The following is a 19,572-nucleotide window of genomic DNA, read 5'->3' as shown; positions in this document are numbered from 1 at the left end:
TAGATGAGCCTTTAGAAAGCTTAATAAACTAGTCTAATCTAGGCCTAATTTTTTTAATCGATAACGTAGTGTGCGAAAGCTTACTCCTAAAATCTTCGCCGCTGCGGTGCGGTTCCATTTAGTCTTTTCTAGGGCATTAAGAATAAGCTCTTTTTCATGCTCGCACAAAGAGGCATTTAAATTTGGACTTAACTGCTGTGCAGCTAAGGTAGTCGGGGTAGCTTGTGGTAGTTGTATATCGTTAAGCGTGATTGTATTCCCTTCACACATGGCCACTGCCCGTTCCAGAATATTTTCTAACTCCCTTACATTTCCTGGAAAATGATAAGCTTGTAGTTTTTGTATGCACTCCGGCGTTAAAGGCAAAATAGTTCTATTCTGCTTGCGGCTTAAGTTAGCTAAGATGTGATTCGCTAAAATAGCTATATCGCCTAAGCGTTCTCTAAGCGTTGGTACGCGTAGCTCAATAACATTAACACGATAGTATAGATCTTGGCGAAAACGTCCTGCTAGAATTTCATCCTGTAAATTTTTGTGACTGGCACTGAGCAAACGTACGTCAATTGAGATTTCATTATATTCACCAATAGGCTTAATTGCTTTCTCTTGAATCGCTCTTAATAATTTAACTTGCATAGGCAATGATAATTCAGCAATTTCATCAAGAAATAACGTACCACCATTAGCTGCTACGAAAAGGCCACATTTATCAGCAATTGCACCGGTAAAACTTCCTTTTTTATGGCCAAAAAATTCCGACTCCATTAATTCGCTAGGAATAGCACCACAATTTACCGGAATAAATGGTTTATCAGCGCGTGGCCCTTGCCGATGAATAAGCTGGGCTACTAATTCCTTACCCACACCGGACTCACCTAAAATAAATACAGGCGCTTGATTGCGAGCTAGCTTATCAATATTATTCCGCAATTCTTGCATAACGAGGCTCTTACCTAATAAAACATCGTCTTTATCTGACCCCCCTTTCTTGTCTTCTGCCTGCATGGCCAGTGCAGTTTTTACTAAGTCCTTTAATTGATTTAAATCAACTGGTTTAGATAAGTAATCAAACGCACCAGCTTTTAATGTATTTACAGCACCTTCTACATTACCATAAGCGGTAATAACAGCGACGGGTAATTGATTTTTTGTTTTTTGAATATGCTTTACTAATTCAATACCATCCCCATCAGGCAAACGCATATCCGTTAGGACAAGTGAATAGTTAGTCGTTGTATTAAGCTTTGCAATAGCCTCCTGATAAGTATGCGCTAAGTCACAGGCGTATCCCATGCGTATTAAGGTTAGGCATAATAGTTCACAAATATCAGGTTCATCATCTATGACAAGTAGTCGTGCCTTACTCATTATAATGTTCCGATTGTTTGTTCAATAATAATTGCAAAGCAACAACCTTGTTCGGATGGTATTAATTCAAGCCTAGATTGGTTTATTTCACAAAGCTCTTTAGCAATAAATAATCCCATCCCAAATCCTGTACGTTTTGTACTAAAAAAAGGTTCAAAAATAGCGTCTTTTAAATGAGCTGGCACCCCCGGCCCTTGGTCACCAACCATAATTTCTGTTTTTAGATGAGTCTTTTTCATATTTATAGTAATCAGCGTCTGATTATTAACGCTGCCATGTTGAATCGCATTTTCACAAAGGATGACTAAAATTTGCTCTAATTGACTTTTATCAAAAACAAATTCCACAGATGCCGCTCCTATTTTTTCTATAATCATATTACATTGATTATAGACACAAAAATCCTGCTTAAATTGCTTAATAAAAGGAATAAAATCGATTACCTGCGGATGCGGAGGCTCTCTTCTTGATAATTGCAGCACATTTTTAATAACGCCATTCATGCGATTACAATTATTAATAATTAATTGCTTCATACGTAAATCTTCTGCACTTAATTGACTTGCCTCACCCATAAGCTGCACCGCATGCGAGATAGCGCCAAGTGGATTTCTTAATTCGTGCGCAATGCTCGCTGAAAAACGCCCTAAAGAAGATAACTTCAATTGTTGAGCTTGTTGGGCGATAGCTGATAAATCATCTAAGAAGATAAGCACTGCTGTTTTTGGCCCAACTGAGGATGCAAAGAAATGGATTCGTAAATAGGGCACCTCCATTACTGTTTGCACTGGCCTATTATCGAGTTTAATTTTCTGTAGAAATTGCAAGCATTTTTCATCTAAGGCAGCAGATAATTGCTTTAATTCCGTAATTTCTTCGGTTAGTTCAATATTAAAAAATTGCTTCGCTGCTGAGTTAATAAAATATACAAAGCGGTCTAAATCCACATAGATAACACCTGAGTATAAACGTTCAATAATGTATTCATTAATTTGCTGCATGCCCGCTAATTCTCTACCATGCCGGTAAGCAATGGTTTCACTGATACGCACTCGATAGGCTAAATACCAAACAGCAATAGCTGTTGCAAAAAGACTAATGCCATGTAATCCACTTATATAAAAGGAAATCAAGAATGGTGTTTCCCCATAACTGGATTCAATAAAGCTAATTATTAATAGTACGGTACTCGCAAAAGCTGCAAAAAAAAGAACCAAGGTACCTGGTACAAGTATACTTAAAGCGGCAATAGTAACATTTAATAAAATGGTAAAACTTGAGCGCAAACCACCAATAAAACTAATTAAGCCCACAATGAATAAGATGTCTAACATGCCAAACAATAAAACTTGATTCTCAAAATGTATAAGCTTGATTTTTGTAACAAAAAGGCAGATTAAACTGAATAGTAAGTAACCTGATAATAGGTTAAAATATCCCCCTGATTGAATTAGATCAGGTTGATATAAAGAAATAGCTAGAAAAATTAGCACACAAAACAGACGAAAAAAATTATAAAGCTGCAAGAGCTGCCATTGTTTAGTTTCGATCGCTTTATGCATGTCTTCCGGTGACATCTTAGTTTCTATCCTTCTTAAAACAGTTAATTTAGCTAAAAGTTAACCTACACAACCACTTTGATATATATTTATACAAAAAGTATTGCTTGGAAGCAAATTTATCTGATATAATTAGTTTAATTCACTTCTTGAGACTAAACTATGGCCCACGGGTTATCTTCCTCTGCTGAACACGCCTTACTAGCGCAAAATAGCCCTTTATTGTTAACGAATGCTAACGGTACGCAAGTAGAATTAAATGAGCTCGCATTACATAACTGGCTGGTTGATACGTTAACAACCCCTGATGTTACAGGTAAAGAAGAGCTTTTAAGTCAATTTGGCTTGCAAAATTCAACCCAAGTTCTTACGTTCTTAAAAACCTCTGCGGGAGAAACCGTACGTGAGCTGGTACGTGAAGAATTAATCAAGATAGTTGAGCAAGAAGATAATTTATCTAGACAAATCTCGCAAGAGCAAGCAGAACAGCAACGCTTATTAGCTTACTTACTCCTTAAGCTGGCTCACAAAGAAGATGAGAAATTTAAAAAGCTTTGTGATGAAGCTCAATTACAAATTGACAAGATTTTAGCCAATAATCAAAAAACAAATAATGCTAATTACGACGATCCAGTTCAATTATTGGCCTTACTGGAATCGATTGGCAAACTCGAATATGAATTAAACCGAGCCTTAGAAGCTAAAACAACTGAGTTAACCAAAGTTGAGAACAAATTAACAGAAATCGTCGCAGATAGACAATCAACTACACAACATTTTGATGATCTTACTACAATTCTGACTGATTTTGATGGCTTAAATAGGGATTTAGCCAGTTATGATGATGATTTATCACAACAGGCCATGTTTCCTGATCACACTCATCATTTTCATCAAGCAGATGCTAAAATCAGTCAAATTATTCAAGCAATTGAAAAACATCGTAGTAGAGAAGCCGCGCCAATATTGAGTCAATCGCATCAATTACGTCAACAATTGAATAATTTAAAAGTTACTTTTGATACAGCTGCTAGACAAAATTATCCAATCGCTAGCGATACTGGCGACGTAGGGTTTGTTAAAGATAACTCGTTTGTACAGCCAATCAATCAAAACAGGCCTATAAATTTTCGAGATCTGGCCTTAGAAATCCTGGCAATTCAGAGAAGCGCGCAAGAAAATAAAAAGGCACACCTTAACTTTTTTGATGTATTACATGCAAATACCATGCATAAACGCAATGACTTAATTAATGACGTGAAAGATTTAAAAGATAGTCAACAAAAATTACAAGCTATGAAAGCGCAGGTTACAGCACAGCTACATAAAGCCAATGAGCCAAATGCAAAACCAGCATTAGGCAGTTCAATTAATCAACCACAAAGCTTTTTTTCAAGTAAAAAGACAGCACCCACTGAACAAGAACCATCAACCAGTATTTATAATCTCAATCCCTACTCGATTACGCCTAAATGGTTTTCTAGCCACTAAGGGTTGCTAGGATTTACAAAAGTCTAATCAATTTTTATACATGCCTCTTTTAAGCAAAGGGGCATGCAACTGATTAAACGCAACTATGTCTCTGTAACGTTAAGTTTTTTTAGCTTCTAGTTGTTTTATAACAGATAAAAGTTTTTGATCTTCTGGCGTTAACAAATTATCTGAGTAATGCGCATTCGGTTCATACCACCATTGGCGCTTAAAATAAGCTTGTAATTTAGGCGTATCAAAAACTCGCCCATACTGAGCATAAATTGTATTTCTTATTAACGCTAATTGCTCTTTGGTCATGGCATGTAAACGAGATAAATCTTCTTGCAGCAAAGGATAAATAACGCGATAACGAATATAGTTTTTACCTGTTTGTAAACACAAGGATAAGTCTTCGGTCGGTGCAAAATTCTTTAAATTCCAAACATAGCGCCTATTCTTCCCTTTCCCTATAATTTTTATTCCCTTAGGCTTTGGTTTAGTATACTGGGCATCTTTATTAACCTCGCTACATAAGCGAGTCGGGGTATTAGGTATCACCTCTATCTCCGTGCGTCCAATACGGCCACCTTGCCATAACTTGCCCGTCTTTAATACATAAGATACAAAGTGAAAACCCATGACATCAAACGTTGCGCCCGTTTCATAATTATGCTTAATAGCCACCGTTTCAAGCGGCGAAAAGGTGAATTTCCAAATGTATGCATCCCGATAAAATAAATCTTTCTCGATATTAGCTGTAATTTTCTGCCTTTTTACGGGAAGAAGCTTGTTATTAGCTCGCGCTGTAAAATTATAAACAAGCGCGTCGCCTGGCTTTGAATGCTGTCCTGCCGGAATCGCAACCATCGTTTCTTTATCATTAATTGGAAAAGGGAAACCCATTTGTAGAGATATGGGTTGGTTTAAGGTATTTTTAAACACAAAACTACAATCATAATCCCAAGCCCCCCGCATATTTTCTTTATTGAGATCTTGCCCAGTTATTATTATTTTCTCAGCAACCATCTTAATATTAGGTTGCTCAACCGGATAAGGAGAAGCACCACTACCGCCAACTGCCGTGTCATTAGCCTGTGCGGCCATTGTCAAAGAAAGGAGGGTAAGTCCTGTAATACATATTTTAGCCATAATCCTATTTGTACTCCTATTAACTTCCTGCATACTTAAGTTAGATTTATTAAATCTAAAGACTTAAGCTTGCTTGCAAGTATGGTGATATGGGCATTTTCTTTGGTTTTATTAAACAATAAATTGCCAGCATAAGCAAAAATAATTCCTACGTACTGTAAATATTATTGAAAATTGCAATATAAAAGCAATAAATCAACGTCATTTAGATTAATTTTTGCTAGAATAAAACATTTATCGTACTACTTAATCCTATGGCGTTGCTCACTAAGCTTAGATAAGGCCAAGTGAGTGGGCGAAGGAACATGCATTGAAGTACATGACTAAGCGAGATTGCAAGGACGTATAACGCTATACTTTATGAGAATTAAATTGTTAAGAAAATTTACCCTCCTTATCTTATTGTTGTTAAGCTTAAACCAAAGCTTTGCTGCAAATAGAGAAATTGCTCTCACCATTGATGATTTGCCTTTTGTCGGCAATAAAAAGAATTTTCATCTGAATATGATTCTCTCGACATTAAAAGAATATGCCGTACCGGCCACAGGATTTATTGTTGCAGGAGATATACAGAGCAGTAATTGGACAATGTTGCAGAAATTTCGTGACGCAGGCTTTGGATTAGGAAATCACACTGTTTCACATGCTAATTTAAATAAAGTAAATACCGAAGCTTATCTTGAAGAAATAGAGCTAGCTGACCAACTCTTATTACCGATATTGACTGAGCCTAAATACTTTCGCTTTCCTTATTTAGCGACAGGCTCAGGCGAAAAAAAAGAAAAAGTTATGCAATACTTGGTGGATAATAATTATCAAATTGCGCCAATTACTATTGATAGTAGAGATTTCTTATTTAATCGCAAATTAGTCGCCGTACCAGAAGAAGCCCGCGAAAACTACCTAAATGAATTAAAACCACAGTATCTAGATTTTATTTGGCAGCAAACTTTAAAAGCACAAGAGCGAAGCCGTCGAGCCCATAACCCTGACCAGGCGCAAATCTTATTAATTCATGCAAATCTGTTAAACGCCTATACGCTCCCTGATATTATTAATCTCTATAAAGAACATGGCTTTACCTTTGTATCTTTACAAGAAGCGTTAAAAACGTTTACTTACAAACCCCAAGTCGCTTCGAAAAATAACCTGCATGTTGATAAAGCGATCGAAACATATAAAGATTGGGATTAACTTGAGAGAACTCTAATAATTAAACCCTACTGAATGTTAAGATTTAAAACCAATTTTGGCGAAAATCAAATACGGCTGCTCAATCCTAAAACAAATTTTTATCACTTGCAATTTTGCCTAAACCAAGTATCCTATTAATGGGCCGTTAGCTCAGCTGGTAGAGCAGGAGGCTCTTAACCTCTGTGTCATAGGTTCGAACCCTATACGGCCCATAATTTAAATCCAGCATTTTATTTCTTTGGTTTGTTAGTTGCCTTGTTTTTACTTTTATCTTTCCAAGCTCGGTTAAAAACCTCTTCTAAAACGAAGGTAGCTAATGCAATGGGAAACCCACCCTTTAATAAAGTACCCTTTTTGCCTTTAAGTAACTTCAATACAACTTGAACAAATTTAAGCCTCATATAATTTCTAAGCAACATGGCAATCATCCTAAACTCCTCAACCTAGGGGTCATTATAACCTATCTAGAGAATTATTAGAGCAAACTAATTTTGCAACGTAAAAATTAACATATCTTTATTAGTGTAGGCTAATATAATAATTATATTTAAACAATCCATAATAATTTTATGCAAACATTATTTCATCTCGCCTTTCCTGTTCATGATTTTAATTTAGCAAAGTTTTTTTATCATAAGCAGTTAGGTTTTCCAATTGGGCGTGAGTCAGAGCATGCGTTAATTTTTCAATTTGGTAATCACCAAATTGTCGCTCATTTAACTGCTGAGCCTCTACCTGTGCAACAAACCATTTATCCACGTCATTTTGGCCTGATTTTTCTTAAAAAAGCTGAATTTGATTCATTTATTCAACAGTTAACTGCTAAGCAAGTTCCTTTTGAAATAAAGCCTAAGGTGCGATTTCCGAATACCAAAATCGAGCATGAATCCTTCTTTTTAAAAGATCCAAGCAATAATCTACTTGAATTCAAATACTATACTTATTCTTCTGCTATTTTTAATGAAAAAGATTATAAAAATGTTGGTGAAACACAGTAAGTTTATGAGTTTAATATTAAAATAATCATTATTTTTTCATCAAATTTTTCAAAATAAATCCAATTTTTGTTCTAAAATTAGAATGTATAATTTTATTATTTTTAATATTAAAACTATTTATTTTAAGATAAATTTAGGAATCAATCATGTCTATTGAAACTAAACTTGCAAAAGCGATTCATCAGCGCCATCCCATTTATTTTACCTACAATAATTTGCCTCGTTTAGTCGAACCACACCACTTTGGTATTTTAAAAGGTAAAAAGCAGTTACACGCCTTTCAATACCAAGGCCAAAGTGTCAATGGCCCTCTACCACAATGGCGTAATTTTAAAATACGTTTAATTAAAGAGCTAACAGTCAACGAAAATCAATATTTTCACATCAGGCATTCTTACAATCCAAGCAATTGCAAATTTTCACGTATTGAAAAATCAGTCTGGGACTTATAATAATTTAGCTTACTTTTCAACCAATACTACTTACTTCACTAGACACCACGCTCCAGCCTCGGTAATTCAATGAATATAGGGTACTTTGACCACTTATTTTATCCATGCAACAATGCCAGATAGAAATGATAATATTTAATAATTTAAGTGAGTATAATTATGGCTATTTGGTTTCAACCCATTACTATCGAAGCGTTAAAGAAACGCAATCAAAATACTCTAGCTGATTTTCTAGGTATTGAGTTTACTGAAATAGGTGAAGATTATCTAACTGCTACCATGCCTGCTACTGAACGCACTAAACAACCTCTAGGCATTATCCATGGTGGGGCTAACGTAGTGTTAGCAGAAACATTAGCAAGTGTGGCAGCTAATTCAGTCATTGATTTAAGCAAATCTTACTGTGTAGGCTTAGAAATTAATGCTAACCATATAAGGCCTGTCAGCCAAGGCTTAGTCACAGGCACAACTCGACCTATACATATAGGTCGCACTACTCATGTTTGGCAAATAGACATTTATAATGCCGAGGGCAAACAAAGCTGTGTTTCTAGAATGACTGCATCCGTAGTTACCCGATAAAATTATTTAAAGCCTCATGCAGTTTATAGTCTTGCATCATTATTTTACCAGACTGTAACCTGCATCAAGCCATCCTTGTAAGCCTTTATCTAGTGAATAAACTTCGGTATACCCCATTTTTTGTAAATTACTGGCAACCAAGGCACAACGAAAACCACCACTACAATAGACTATAATTGGCGTAGTTGGATTAGGTACTTTAGTTTCTATATCCCGCTCAATAATACCCTTGCTCATATGCACTGCTGTAGGAATATGCCCTATGGGCCACTCATGATCTTCCCGAATATCTATAAGATACATGGGTAGCTGTTTATCTAACTTATCTTTAAGAGTTTGTGCGTCTATTTCTTGAATATCTTTCTTGGTTTCAGATACTAACGCTAAAAATCGCGGCGAGTGCTGTTTTGCCATAGCTTTTACTCCTTACTTCTATTAATTTACTTTACTAACTTTTTGGCTTTTCCTTTACCCAAATTAATAATAACGTACCTAAGATTAAATAAATAGGTAGAATAGATAATGCCATTCGATAACTACTTAATGAAAATACATGCATACCATTAATTACTTTGCCATCCCAATTTAAATCTAATAATTTGCCTATAAATGGCTCTGTTAAAGCATCTAAGACAGCATCACTCGTATTAATCATAGCCGCAATAGTCGCTGTTAAAGCTAATGGATTAATTTCTTTTCCTATAGCAAAAACCAGCATAAAAGCGCCTAAGCCAAAACCAAATACAAACAATAAAGCAGCTAAGGCACTAAGTGACAAAGAAGAGTGATATAAAACGGTAGTTATGGCAACACAAGACAAAATGGTACTAAACAACATCACATCACGTCGGTTGTTTAACCTATCTGATAATATACCTAAAATTGGGCTACCTAAACCTAGCCCGATAAACACACAAGAAATAATAGACGCTGCTTGGGTTTTACTTAAATGATAAGCTTGTTCTAAAAAAGGGTTACCCCAAAGGCCACCAAACACCGCAACGGGTGAAAAAGCTAAACCACTATAAATCGTAAGTAACCAATTTTGTTTATTTTTTAAGGCTAATTTAATAGCTGAAAATGACAGATTCGTGGTAGTTTGTTCATAAGACACTTTATCGCGCACCGTAACAAAAAATAAACATGCCAAAGCAAGCCCAACTAGGCCCACGAGTAGTAAACAGTGCCGCCAACCAAATTCATCAATTAACCATGCCAATGGTGCTTGACCAAAAACGGCACCCGCCATGGCAGCTGTTGCCAGTAATCCGCTGATAAAAGCATATTGACGTGGTGCAAACCAAATAGCAGCTAATTTCATGTAAGCAACGGTAGCAAATGCAACCCCCGCGCCCATCAAACCACGCGATAAACTAGCCATTAAAAAAGTATGAGCTTGCGAAAACAACAAAACACCTAAAGCACAGCTAAAGATAGCCGCCGCTATAAAATAGCGCGTGCTGTACTTATCTAATAAAATACCCACAAATAATTGCATAACCATATAAGCATAATAAAAGCTAGCTGCTAAGCCACCTAAGCCTGTGCCGGTTAAATTAAATTGCTGCATTAAGTCATCCGTCATAATGCTAGGAAAAACTTGTAATACGTATTTATAGAAAAGAAACCCAGAAGCCAACGTAATAACAAATAAGGGATAGGCAGAAAAGCGTTTAGTTTGCGCTCTAAATAGCATGTTTACCATGATTAACAACTCTCTTAAGGAATTAATAAAATTAGATAAGCAGAATTACTGAGCGAACGTATTTCGTTAAGAGCCCTGTCTTAACGTGTTTATTAATCGCTCACCGTTAAGACAGGCAGCTAATAATAATGGTAATAATGGAGAGAATAGCTAACACAGCAGCAAACATAACACTGACGTTATTTATTAAAAATAATGAATGGTTTTGCTGTTGCATTCTTAGCTCTGTTTGTTAAAAATAGAAGCAGGAAAATTTATTTTTGCATAAAGTTATTTTTTATGCAACTCGCTTTTCACAGAAATTGATAAGTCTTGATCCTAAATGGTATCAGCTGTCTTTTAGTCATATCTCATCCAGGGTTAAGCCTATTGTTTAGTAGATAATTGATAAAAAAGCCCTTTAGCTGCCATCAACTGTTGATAATTGCCTACCTCAACACAGCGGCCATCCTGGATAACATAAATAATATCAGCATCAACAATGGTGCTAAAACGATGGGCTATCACTAAACGCGTGACTTTAAGTTTATTTAAATATCCTTGAATCTGGGCTTGTACTTTGTTATCTAAAGCACTAGTCGCTTCATCTAATAATAAAATTTTAGGCTGAGTGCTTATAGCGCGTGCCATATTAATACGCTGTATTTCACCACCCGATAACATTTGGATACCATCATTAATCAATGTATCAATGCCCATAGGAAGGTTTTGTAAAAAATCACCTAGCCCTACGTGGCGAGCAATTTCGAGTGCTTGCTCACGAGTTAAGGAAGTATTGTTACCGCAGATATTTTCATAAATAGTCCCAGGAATTAACTGGGTTGACTGCATTACCACACCAATTTGCGATCTTAAGCTACGTAAATTAATATTTTTTAAATCAATGCCGCTGTATTTAATAATACCTGATTCAGGAAAATCTAAGCCTAATAATAGACGGAAAATTGTCGATTTACCTGAGCCAGATGGCCCAACAAATGCTACAAATGCCCCGGGTTGAACTTCAATAGTTAGATCAGTAAATAAAGGTTTATCCACGCCTGGGTAACGAAAAACAATATCGCGCATGACAATATGACCATCGAGCGCATGTAATTTACTTTTTCCTTTCTCTTGTTCAGGCAAACTATCAAATATCGGTTTTGCTTTTTTAAATAATGGGATAATTTCTAGGCTTTCGCTAACTATCATCACTAAATCTAAAATAGCATAAAAAAATTGAATAAATGCTGCGTTAAAAATAATAAAATCACTAAAGCTTAACGTATTACCCCGCCAAATAACTAAGGCATAAATGATTAATGTGCTAACGCCCATGAAACCTTTGGTAAAGATATTAAGTCGATTAATAAATTGATTCGCTCTAAATTGTGAAGCTGTTTTTGCCGCATAGACTTTTTCCCACAATTGAAAGGCATTTTTCTCTTTATGAGCGACACGAATCTTGCTAATTGATGTTAATAAACCTAGTAACGTACTACTAATCTGGGTTTGTTTTGTTGTTATTTTTCTTTTTTCTTTAAAAACTTTAGTATTTATCCAAATAGAATAAACAATCATAATTAATACCAACAGGGATGTAACTAGAGCTAGATAGAAATCGATAAAAAACATCAAACCTAAATAAGTAATTGATAAAATACCTCCGATGATGGTAGAAATAACATGCTCGCCCAATTGCTCTTGAATTAAGCTAATAACGCCTACTCTAAAACTTAAATCCCCTGCAGTAAATTTCTTAAAAAAAGAAGCCGGTAATTTTAATAATTTATCCCAAATAGCTGCTTGGATTCGATGTTGCGCTTTAAGTCTAATACGCAGTAAAATAATCTTTTGTATAAAGCTCATTAAGCTTATGACAATACCAATAATAACGAGTAAGGTTGCATATTGGACTAATAAAGAATAATTAGAATAAGGAATAACTTGCTCAAAAATAATGCCTGTCACAATAGGAATCATGGTTAACAATAATGAAGCTATAATTTGGAAAAAAATGACCTTTCTTATTTCTCTTTTTAGTAGAGCAAAAGTGAATTTAATTATAGCTGTAATGGAAACATTTTTTTCGGGCAATGCTGGATAAAAAATATAAGCATGTTGATGGATATGCTGAGCTATCTTTTCATTTACTAATTTACGTTCCCCGGTTTTACAATCTACTAATTCATAGCTATCTTTTTTAGGTAAAAGTGCACAACATCGATGATCAAAAAAACCAATGAAGGGGCCTGCGTCATTTTGCCACCACTTATTTTTTAAACGAATTCGACGCATGCGTAATACATTGTGCTCAGCTACGGCCTGAAGATAACTAATTGAACTAAATTGTTGAGTAGTAACCGTAGGTTTAGACAATTTCATATTTAAAGCACGCGCTACTAATCGGCAAGCTGCAAAATGAATATCAATAAAATCTGATAAAGACTCTTGATTATTTTTATATAAAAAATAATCTTTATTTAAACGCTTTATATAAAGCAGTGGAATTTTATTATAACTCATGTTTTTCCTTCTCCACTAACTCCTTATATAATCCTGGCTCATTTATCAGCTGCTCATGCCTACCCTGTTGCACGATTTGTCCCTCATTGACGACATAAATACAATCACAATCTCGTATAGCACTTAAACGATGAGCAATAATAAGTAAGCTATAGTTTGACGCGCGCAAATTTGCATACACCTCTGCCTCTAATAAAGGATCCATAGCTGAAGTGGCCTCATCGAGAACTAGGAGCTGCGCTTTTAGTAATAATGCTCTAGCTAATTCTAAGCGTTGACGCTGCCCACCACTTAAGTTTGCTCCGCCTTCTAGCAGCTTAAGGCCAAGCCCTCCTCTTAAAAGAATATCATTATCTAAGTGAACTTGCGCTAAAACGTCTAGCAGTTCAGCATCGGAGTATTTTTTATCCCAATAAGCAAGATTATCCCGTACGCTACCTGAAAATAAGAAAATATTTTGATCAACATAAGCAATAAATTCGCTTAACAAGGCGCGATTAAGCTGGCTGTAAGAAACCTCTTTTAAGAAAATTTCACCAGAGGTTGGTTGATTTAAGCCACAAATTAACTTAGCAAGACTTGATTTGCCACTCCCACTAGGCCCAACAATAGCGACCTGTTCACCACGGTTTATAGTTAATGACAAATCATCAATAACCGGTGGATCTAATGGAGAATAACTAAATGTCAGTTGATTAGCTTTTAAAATAATATCCGTATTTCTTTCTTTAAATTCTTGTGTTGTAAATTGGCTCGCTTTAAAAAGTGGGTCAATTTTGGTATCTAGCGCATCTTTTAATCGAACCATATCCCCTTTTATCTGAAATAAATTACTAAAAAACTCTATAATATCATCCAGAGGAGTAAGAAAATTTAAGGCTAATGCTTGAATAGCAACAATAGAACCGATAGTAAGCTGCCCTTGCATTACTAAATAGGCCCCCACAAAAATAATTGCTAAGTTAAGCATTAAATTAAAGAAATCAGGTATAGCTAAAATTAATGTTCGCCACACTAGCAGTTGCTGTTCTGAAGTTAGAAATTTAGTATAAAAGGAAGCCCAGCGATTAAAAAAATATTGCTCTAAAGCCGATGTTTTTAATGTTTCGATAATCTGAATACCATTAGCTTCTATTCCCTCCAATTTACCGTGATCACCTGCGTATTTTCGGCCAAGATCAGTTAATTTCCGTCGGCCAAGAATTAACGTAATGATATTACACAGGACCAATATCATTAATAAAACCCAAATCTGCCAACTTAGGATAAAAATCACTAAGCCAAAAGCAATAATTTTTAAAAAATTAACAATAAAATTTGGCAAATCTTTAGCTATTATTGTTGCTATTTTTTCATTAATGACACTTCTTTCAACAACCTCACCATTTGAGCGTTGTTGGAAAAAGTTAATCGGAATATGAAGTAAATGCCAAAAAAAACTAACTGATCCAACAACATCTAATTTAATAGTTAGATAATTAAGGAATTTTAACTGCAGCCATGTCAATAAGATGGTCATAAGCGTGGTAAATGCAAGACCAAACAAAACAAAACCAATTAAACTTTTCTGATTATCAATCAACAAATAATCAATAAATGCTTTAGTAAAAATTGGTATAGCAATCGTTGGAATAATTAAAATAGCGGTTACTAAAACGATAAAAAATAACGTTGAAAAATTCTGCTTTAACCTTTCTGTAAATAATTGCCTAATTGGAAATTCAGGCTTACCTCCTTTTTTAAACGAAGGCCCAGGAGTTAATACTAAAACAACACCGGTATACTCTCTAGCAAATTCATCCCAGCTTACAGCACGCGGGCCTGTGGCAGGGTCGTTTAAATAAACTTTTCTCTTTGAAAAGCCTTCAACGACTAAAAAATGATTAAAACTCCAATAAACAATAAATGGTACTTTTTTTTCTTGTAATTCTTCTATTTCTAAATTAGCACCGTACGCTTCTAAACCATAATTGCGTGCGGCCTTAACTATATTAATTGCTTTCGTGCCATCACGAGATACGCCACAGGCAATTCTTAATTCTTCAGCAGTCACATATTTTTCATAATAGCCAAGCAGTATAGCTAGCGATGCTGCGCCACACTCGGTAGCCTCCATTTGCAACACAGTAGGCGTTTTTACTCGCTTTTGAATCGGAAGTTTAATTTCCATAATGTTAATAATAAGCCAGTTTTATAAATTGTAGAAGTTAACTAGCAGCTCGATAGGCCTCTTGGTTTCAATATTAATCATTACATCAACTAAAGTACCTTGGGTTAATTGCGTATTCGGGCCTAAGCGACTTGTCCATTGATAACCGCTAGGCGTCTTTGCGTCTCTATTCATAATTATTTTGACGGATAAGAGTGGATCTTTACCTATAAAAGATGAGACTAGTTGTTGGTTTTTTAGTACAGCCTGCATACTTTCTTGCGTAACAGGTAGGAGTGAAATACTTTGGATTTTTCCTTTGATAGTGCCATATTCCATTTTATTAATCGTGGTTGGCGTAATTTGCGCAGCCATACCAGGCTTTAATAATTTCCCTTTTTTAGCAGGCACGAACACTAAAGCATATAAATTTTGATCAGCTGGAATGATACTTAATAAGGCTGCGCCAGCTTTGGTATAATCTCCTTGCTTTACCCGGACTTCGGCAACAACGCCGCTAACGGGGCTCGTAATAAATTGCGATTGCCGTAATTTTTGTGTCAATAAATCAACATGCTCTTCCGCTTTAAGCACACTTAGCGTTAATTCTCGTTCACGCTCAAGCCATTTGTCTCTTAGTTCAACTAAATTTGCTTTCATCGACACTAAATCAGCTTCATGAGAATGAATTTCTTGTAATAAACGATAGTATTCAACCCGGGTTTCAGTAACATTTGGTAAATCTAAAATGCCTTTTTTTAATGCTTTTTCTTTTAAGCTCAACATAATTTGTAACTGCTTAAGCTTTTCACGGGCTGCATCTAAGCTTGCATTAATTTTAACAATTTGTTCATTTTGATTTTTCTCTAAGTTAGCGACTACTTCCGTGGAGCGCTTCTTTAGACTTTGTTGCTCTAATTTTAATTTTTTTAAAAAACGTTGGCTTATTTCTAACTCAATTGCCACTTTATTATTATATTTCGCTAGTAGCGTATTTTTATTAACATGATCGCCAGGTTTAATATAAATATCAGTAATAGTTCCTTCTTCTTCTGGTGCCTGAACGGTAATAACATCTTTGTTAACGGTCATTAAAACACCTTTCCCTTCAACTTTAATAAACAAGGTTCCTCTTATTAACCAAATTACAAACGCGGTAATAATTAAAAATAGAATAATAATTAACAGCCAATACCTAGGTGTAATGGCTTGAAAAACATCCTCGGTTAATGCTGGACGATTAACCTGTTCTAATGCCTTTTTACGAAATACTATCCCTTTTTTCTTGCTCATTGTTGGTTTAATTTAATTAGTTGATTTTGGGTATGCCTTAAGCGCTGTGCAATTAAAGGCAGTAATTGTAAGGCAATTTCAGGATAAGCTTGTAATTGCGCTTTAAAGTCCCATTCTGAAATAGTTAATGTTTCAGTAGGCTCAATAGCAATCACGCTGGCCGATCGTGGTAAGCCATCAATGATAGCTAATTCCCCTAGTATTTCACCTGCGCCAACTTCGCTAATCGTTATTTTTTTATTGTCTATTTCATAAAAAATTTCAACACGCCCTCTACTAATAATGAAACATGAATCTCCTTTTTCACCTTGTTTCATTAAATAATCTCCCGTCTCAAAGGAACGCTCCTGAACAAGACTTGCAATTCGCCATAAAATCCCTTTGCTTAATTTAGAAAATAAAGGAGAGGATTGTAACGTTTTTAGGGGTTCTACTTTTGTGCTTAGATTATTCACGAAAGATCACATGAAATAATGAACTTACTTAAAGTATAGGTAAAAAATAATAGGTTATCCTTAACCTATTATTCCAATTAATTGAATTTTAATTAAAATGAAACTCTATGTAGAGCTTCAAATGATAAATGATAGAAGAACTACGTTAGGGCCTTTTAAGAATACTAGCACTTGTTCTAACGGTACTATCTCTAACTGTCCTATCACCACGCTCTGGTGTTAGCTTGAGTGTCGCCCCAGCAGCTCTTGTTGTTGCTTGGCCACCTGATAATTGCTCTAAATCAGAATCATCTATGATCTGGTTCTTTTGCACTTTACTAAATTTCTTTGAATGTTTCATAATACCTCACAGAATTATACTATAACTTGGTATAGAATAATGAAATCTTGGATTTAAAGCATAAATAAAAGATTCTTTTAAGCTGTGCTTAGCTTAAGCAACAATCCATAAAATTAGAACCTTTTTCTATCCATATCTGTTTTGATAGCTTTGCGATCCGGAGCCGTAACTTTTACTTGCGTTGCTGCTGGCCTTGAAATACCGCCTGATATTTTTTCTAAATCAGCGTCCTCTATTTGATGTTGATTTTTTTGCAGATTATTAGATTTCTTTGAATGTGTCATAACAATACCTCACAAAACTATTAATCTAAATTAAGGGATTTAGTTTTTATTTCCTCTTTCTAGGTACTTTACTTCCAGATGTTCTTTAAAATCAGTCTTGTTAAGCTTCGTGCACTACTGACTCTATTAAATTATAATAATTATAGTTCAAATAAGGAACAAACAATTAATTTATTTATTAAATTAAATCAAATTGATCGCTTTGCAAAAGTGCTATTAGACTTAAGTTATTCATATTTAGCTATAAAAAAAATTTATCTTTTAAACGAATAAATTAAATTAACTAGTTACATTCTTCATTGAATTAATTATAATTTTTCTTATAAAATTTTTAGATGCCTTAGCTCAATCATAGCCTAGACTGGTAGCAGTGATGATAAAAATTAGTTTACTTAAAGATAAACAAATAGCAATTCCTGAACTTGTTCAATTATGGCATGATGGTTTAGGTAAAATTTGGCTGCCTGATACACCACTTACACTCGTAGAACAACGCTTTCAAAACCATTTAAATGATAATCTCTTACCCTTGACATTGGTAGCTTGGCATCATGATACGCCTGTTGGCATGTGCTCTTTGCGAGAAAATGATGGTATTCGCCCTGATTTAATGCCATGGTTAGGTTCGTTGGTTGTTCACACTGCTTATCAAAATCAGGGCATCGGTCGAGAACTCATTGAAGCGACCAAACAAAAAGCGAAAGAATTAGGATTTAAGGTGCTTCATCTGTTTGCTTTTGATAAAACTATTCCAGAATTTTATGAGACTTTAGGTTGGCATAAAATCGGTACCGATGAATATAAACAACATCCGGTCACCGTGATGAAAGTAGAATTAATTTAATAACTTATCTGAGTTTCCTATGATTAACAGACTATTTCTTTCCCTAAGCTTAATAAGCCAAGCTACTTTTGCAGCCCCTCATTTTAATATAACTGAACCCATTCCTGATGATCGCTATGAGTTTAATGGGCCGGCATTGTGTGAAACCGCCAAAGAGACTATTGCTTACCTCAATAAAGGCAGCGCATATGATCCTGAAGTCATCCATGCTGGTAAAGTCATCCCAATACCACTTAATCGCGTCAAAGCAACTTTAAAATTTATTTGCGAGCATCAACATGAGTTAAACAATCCAGCTTTCATCAAGCAGCATTTTGATTTAATTCGCTGGTACCCTGACAAACAGCAAACTAAACAACTCGCTACTACCAAACCATTACTTAAAAATCTACCGCCTGATCAAATCTTAATGACTAAATACTATGTACCTGTTGCTAAAGCAGCCATTAAACCCACAGCAACGAATGCCCTAGCTCTTTATGCCCTACCGAAAGACGAACAATCCCTCACTTTAGAAGAAGCAAATGCTAAACCTAATTTGACTCGCTTCCAATATGGAAAACAGGCTATTCTAAAAGGCGCTTTAGCAAAGCAAAACGTTCCAGCTTTAGCGTATTTAAGTCGTGATGATTTAGAAACTGCATTGATGCAGGGCACCGTCATTGCTGATTTTGGCAGATATAAAAAATTCTTCAATGTCCATCGCAATAATAATATTGCCTATAACCCACTTAAATCACCCTATGAGCAAGAGCGTTTTTGGTATTTTAAAGAAGTTAATGGTTTACAAGGTTACGGAAAAGATGCGGAGTATAAAATTACCATAAAACCTGAGGTAACTTTTGCTGCTGACTTAAAGCAGTTTGGCTTAGGCAAGTTAATGATGGTCCAGTACCCTAATCGTACCGGACAAATCATTTCTCGAGCTGGCATTTTAGCAGATACAGGTGGTGCTTTTGAGAATAACTTATATCAAGTAGACTTTTTAGCAGGCAGCTATTTAAGCAAAGAATCATACCTACAAGCGACACGTAATATACCTAATTATGTTGCGGCTTATTTTATGGTTTTAAAAGAGACAACTTAGAGAGGTTTTTTGTAACCTAACTTTCATGGAAATAAAGAAGCAATCCAGGGCAGATTAGGAAGTAGCCTGGGTGAACGAAGTGAACCTGGGTTCCGGCCCTTTGGGCCTGCACCCAGGCTACATTTACTGGATACC

General features: G+C 35.4%; 19 protein-coding genes and 1 tRNA gene. 8 read left to right on the top strand and 12 right to left on the bottom strand.

The annotated features are described in order from the left end of the window. Positions 1-33: 33 nt before the first annotated feature. The gene (locus tag DYE47_RS05680) at positions 34-1,368 is read right to left on the bottom strand and encodes a sigma-54-dependent transcriptional regulator (RefSeq protein WP_115302339.1); all 1,335 of its coding nucleotides are present in this window, start codon (positions 1,366-1,368) and stop codon (positions 34-36) included. Further along, a complete protein-coding gene (locus tag DYE47_RS05675) occupies positions 1,368-2,945 on the bottom strand; it encodes a sensor histidine kinase (RefSeq protein ID WP_115302338.1) in 1,578 nt (525 codons plus the stop codon). Before DYE47_RS05675 ends, DYE47_RS05680 begins: the two co-directional genes overlap by 1 nt. Positions 2,946-3,089: 144 nt before the next feature. Between DYE47_RS05675 and DYE47_RS05670 the strand changes: the two genes are divergently transcribed. Further along, positions 3,090-4,418 (top strand): hypothetical protein, encoded by a 1,329-nt coding sequence (locus tag DYE47_RS05670; RefSeq protein ID WP_115302337.1) that lies wholly within the window; start codon positions 3,090-3,092, stop codon positions 4,416-4,418. 99 nt (positions 4,419-4,517) lie between these two features. Here the strand turns inward: DYE47_RS05670 and DYE47_RS05665 are convergent, their stop codons facing one another. Continuing rightward, positions 4,518-5,549 (bottom strand): YARHG domain-containing protein, encoded by a 1,032-nt coding sequence (locus DYE47_RS05665; RefSeq protein ID WP_160149858.1) that lies wholly within the window; start codon positions 5,547-5,549, stop codon positions 4,518-4,520. 360 nt (positions 5,550-5,909) lie between these two features. On the opposite strand from DYE47_RS05665, the gene DYE47_RS05660 reads away from it, so the two are divergent. Both DYE47_RS05660 and DYE47_RS05655 read left to right on the top strand, forming a co-directional pair. Continuing rightward, positions 5,910-6,743, top strand: coding sequence for a polysaccharide deacetylase family protein (locus DYE47_RS05660; protein ID WP_115302335.1), 834 nt, complete (start codon positions 5,910-5,912; stop codon positions 6,741-6,743). Positions 6,744-6,882: 139 nt separating this feature from the next. Then, positions 6,883-6,955 (top strand) — tRNA-Lys (locus DYE47_RS05655). Between the two features lie 18 nt (positions 6,956-6,973). Here the strand turns inward: DYE47_RS05655 and DYE47_RS05650 are convergent. Next, on the bottom strand, positions 6,974-7,171 hold the full coding sequence (locus tag DYE47_RS05650) for a hypothetical protein (RefSeq protein ID WP_115302334.1): 198 nt from the start codon (positions 7,169-7,171) through the stop codon (positions 6,974-6,976). A gap of 141 nt (positions 7,172-7,312) precedes the next feature. Here DYE47_RS05650 and DYE47_RS05645 point away from each other — a divergent pair, with 141 nt between their 5' ends. From DYE47_RS05645 to DYE47_RS05635, 3 genes are all read left to right on the top strand, one after another. Continuing rightward, positions 7,313-7,741 (top strand): VOC family protein, encoded by a 429-nt coding sequence (locus tag DYE47_RS05645; protein WP_115302333.1) that lies wholly within the window; start codon positions 7,313-7,315, stop codon positions 7,739-7,741. A 146-nt stretch (positions 7,742-7,887) separates the two neighbouring features. After that, positions 7,888-8,193 carry a WYL domain-containing protein gene (locus DYE47_RS05640; RefSeq protein ID WP_115302332.1) on the top strand — a complete coding sequence of 102 codons (306 nt, stop codon included), beginning with the start codon at positions 7,888-7,890 and terminating at the stop codon, positions 8,191-8,193. A 159-nt stretch (positions 8,194-8,352) separates the two neighbouring features. Beyond that, positions 8,353-8,775: a hotdog fold thioesterase gene (locus DYE47_RS05635; protein ID WP_115302331.1), complete on the top strand. Its 423-nt coding sequence runs from the start codon at positions 8,353-8,355 to the stop codon at positions 8,773-8,775. 39 nt (positions 8,776-8,814) lie between these two features. On the opposite strand, the gene DYE47_RS05630 is transcribed toward DYE47_RS05635, so the two are convergent. The 8 genes from DYE47_RS05630 to DYE47_RS16020 all read right to left on the bottom strand — a co-directional run bounded on the left by DYE47_RS05630 (position 8,815) and on the right by DYE47_RS16020 (position 17,506). Continuing rightward, the gene (locus DYE47_RS05630; protein ID WP_115302330.1) at positions 8,815-9,189 is read right to left on the bottom strand and encodes a rhodanese-like domain-containing protein; all 375 of its coding nucleotides are present in this window, start codon (positions 9,187-9,189) and stop codon (positions 8,815-8,817) included. Between the two features lie 34 nt (positions 9,190-9,223). Then, positions 9,224-10,480, bottom strand: a complete 1,257-nt coding sequence (locus DYE47_RS05625) for an MFS transporter (protein ID WP_115302329.1) — start codon at positions 10,478-10,480, stop codon at positions 9,224-9,226. A gap of 366 nt (positions 10,481-10,846) precedes the next feature. Further along, entirely contained in the window at positions 10,847-12,985 is a 2,139-nt protein-coding gene (locus DYE47_RS05620; protein WP_115302328.1) for an ATP-binding cassette domain-containing protein, read from the bottom strand. Then, positions 12,975-15,155 (bottom strand): cysteine peptidase family C39 domain-containing protein, encoded by a 2,181-nt coding sequence (locus DYE47_RS05615; RefSeq protein WP_115302327.1) that lies wholly within the window; start codon positions 15,153-15,155, stop codon positions 12,975-12,977. Before DYE47_RS05615 ends, DYE47_RS05620 begins: the two co-directional genes overlap by 11 nt. A gap of 21 nt (positions 15,156-15,176) precedes the next feature. After that, the gene (locus DYE47_RS05610; RefSeq protein WP_115302326.1) at positions 15,177-16,427 is read right to left on the bottom strand and encodes an NHLP bacteriocin system secretion protein; all 1,251 of its coding nucleotides are present in this window, start codon (positions 16,425-16,427) and stop codon (positions 15,177-15,179) included. Continuing rightward, on the bottom strand, positions 16,424-16,882 hold the full coding sequence (locus DYE47_RS05605) for a cyclic nucleotide-binding domain-containing protein (RefSeq protein ID WP_115302325.1): 459 nt from the start codon (positions 16,880-16,882) through the stop codon (positions 16,424-16,426). Before DYE47_RS05605 ends, DYE47_RS05610 begins: the two co-directional genes overlap by 4 nt. A 145-nt stretch (positions 16,883-17,027) precedes the next feature. Beyond that, positions 17,028-17,222: a hypothetical protein gene (locus DYE47_RS05600; protein ID WP_115302324.1), complete on the bottom strand. Its 195-nt coding sequence runs from the start codon at positions 17,220-17,222 to the stop codon at positions 17,028-17,030. 113 nt (positions 17,223-17,335) lie between these two features. After that, entirely contained in the window at positions 17,336-17,506 is a 171-nt protein-coding gene (locus tag DYE47_RS16020) for a hypothetical protein (protein ID WP_160149857.1), read from the bottom strand. 373 nt (positions 17,507-17,879) lie between these two features. Here DYE47_RS16020 and DYE47_RS05590 point away from each other — a divergent pair, with 373 nt between their 5' ends. Then, complete coding sequence (locus tag DYE47_RS05590; RefSeq protein ID WP_115302322.1) at positions 17,880-18,350, top strand: GNAT family N-acetyltransferase; 471 nt, start codon at positions 17,880-17,882, stop codon at positions 18,348-18,350. Between the two features lie 19 nt (positions 18,351-18,369). Next, positions 18,370-19,437, top strand: coding sequence for a hypothetical protein (locus tag DYE47_RS05585; RefSeq protein ID WP_115302321.1), 1,068 nt, complete (start codon positions 18,370-18,372; stop codon positions 19,435-19,437). The last annotated feature ends 135 nt before the right edge of the window (positions 19,438-19,572 follow it).

The organism is Legionella beliardensis, from assembly GCF_900452395.1.
GTDB lineage: Bacteria > Pseudomonadota > Gammaproteobacteria > Legionellales > Legionellaceae > Legionella_C > Legionella_C beliardensis.
The sequence above is the reverse complement of the archived record's forward strand: the minus strand, read 5'-3'. Positions and strand labels throughout refer to the sequence as shown.

Excerpts from the sequence above, each read along its gene's own strand:
- DYE47_RS05680 (WP_115302339.1), bottom strand. The coding sequence starts at position 1,368 with ATGAGTAAGGCACGACTACTTGTCATAGATGATGAACCTGATATTTGT.
- DYE47_RS05675 (WP_115302338.1), bottom strand. The coding sequence starts at position 2,945 with ATGTCACCGGAAGACATGCATAAAGCGATCGAAACTAAACAATGGCAG.
- DYE47_RS05670 (WP_115302337.1), top strand. The coding sequence starts at position 3,090 with ATGGCCCACGGGTTATCTTCCTCTGCTGAACACGCCTTACTAGCGCAA.
- DYE47_RS05665 (WP_160149858.1), bottom strand. The coding sequence starts at position 5,549 with ATGGCTAAAATATGTATTACAGGACTTACCCTCCTTTCTTTGACAATG.
- DYE47_RS05660 (WP_115302335.1), top strand. The coding sequence starts at position 5,910 with ATGAGAATTAAATTGTTAAGAAAATTTACCCTCCTTATCTTATTGTTG.
- DYE47_RS05650 (WP_115302334.1), bottom strand. The coding sequence starts at position 7,171 with ATGATTGCCATGTTGCTTAGAAATTATATGAGGCTTAAATTTGTTCAA.
- DYE47_RS05645 (WP_115302333.1), top strand. The coding sequence starts at position 7,313 with ATGCAAACATTATTTCATCTCGCCTTTCCTGTTCATGATTTTAATTTA.
- DYE47_RS05640 (WP_115302332.1), top strand. The coding sequence starts at position 7,888 with ATGTCTATTGAAACTAAACTTGCAAAAGCGATTCATCAGCGCCATCCC.
- DYE47_RS05635 (WP_115302331.1), top strand. The coding sequence starts at position 8,353 with ATGGCTATTTGGTTTCAACCCATTACTATCGAAGCGTTAAAGAAACGC.
- DYE47_RS05630 (WP_115302330.1), bottom strand. The coding sequence starts at position 9,189 with ATGGCAAAACAGCACTCGCCGCGATTTTTAGCGTTAGTATCTGAAACC.
- DYE47_RS05625 (WP_115302329.1), bottom strand. The coding sequence starts at position 10,480 with ATGGTAAACATGCTATTTAGAGCGCAAACTAAACGCTTTTCTGCCTAT.
- DYE47_RS05620 (WP_115302328.1), bottom strand. The coding sequence starts at position 12,985 with ATGAGTTATAATAAAATTCCACTGCTTTATATAAAGCGTTTAAATAAA.
- DYE47_RS05615 (WP_115302327.1), bottom strand. The coding sequence starts at position 15,155 with ATGGAAATTAAACTTCCGATTCAAAAGCGAGTAAAAACGCCTACTGTG.
- DYE47_RS05610 (WP_115302326.1), bottom strand. The coding sequence starts at position 16,427 with ATGAGCAAGAAAAAAGGGATAGTATTTCGTAAAAAGGCATTAGAACAG.
- DYE47_RS05600 (WP_115302324.1), bottom strand. The coding sequence starts at position 17,222 with ATGAAACATTCAAAGAAATTTAGTAAAGTGCAAAAGAACCAGATCATA.
- DYE47_RS16020 (WP_160149857.1), bottom strand. The coding sequence starts at position 17,506 with ATGACACATTCAAAGAAATCTAATAATCTGCAAAAAAATCAACATCAA.
- DYE47_RS05590 (WP_115302322.1), top strand. The coding sequence starts at position 17,880 with ATGATAAAAATTAGTTTACTTAAAGATAAACAAATAGCAATTCCTGAA.
- DYE47_RS05585 (WP_115302321.1), top strand. The coding sequence starts at position 18,370 with ATGATTAACAGACTATTTCTTTCCCTAAGCTTAATAAGCCAAGCTACT.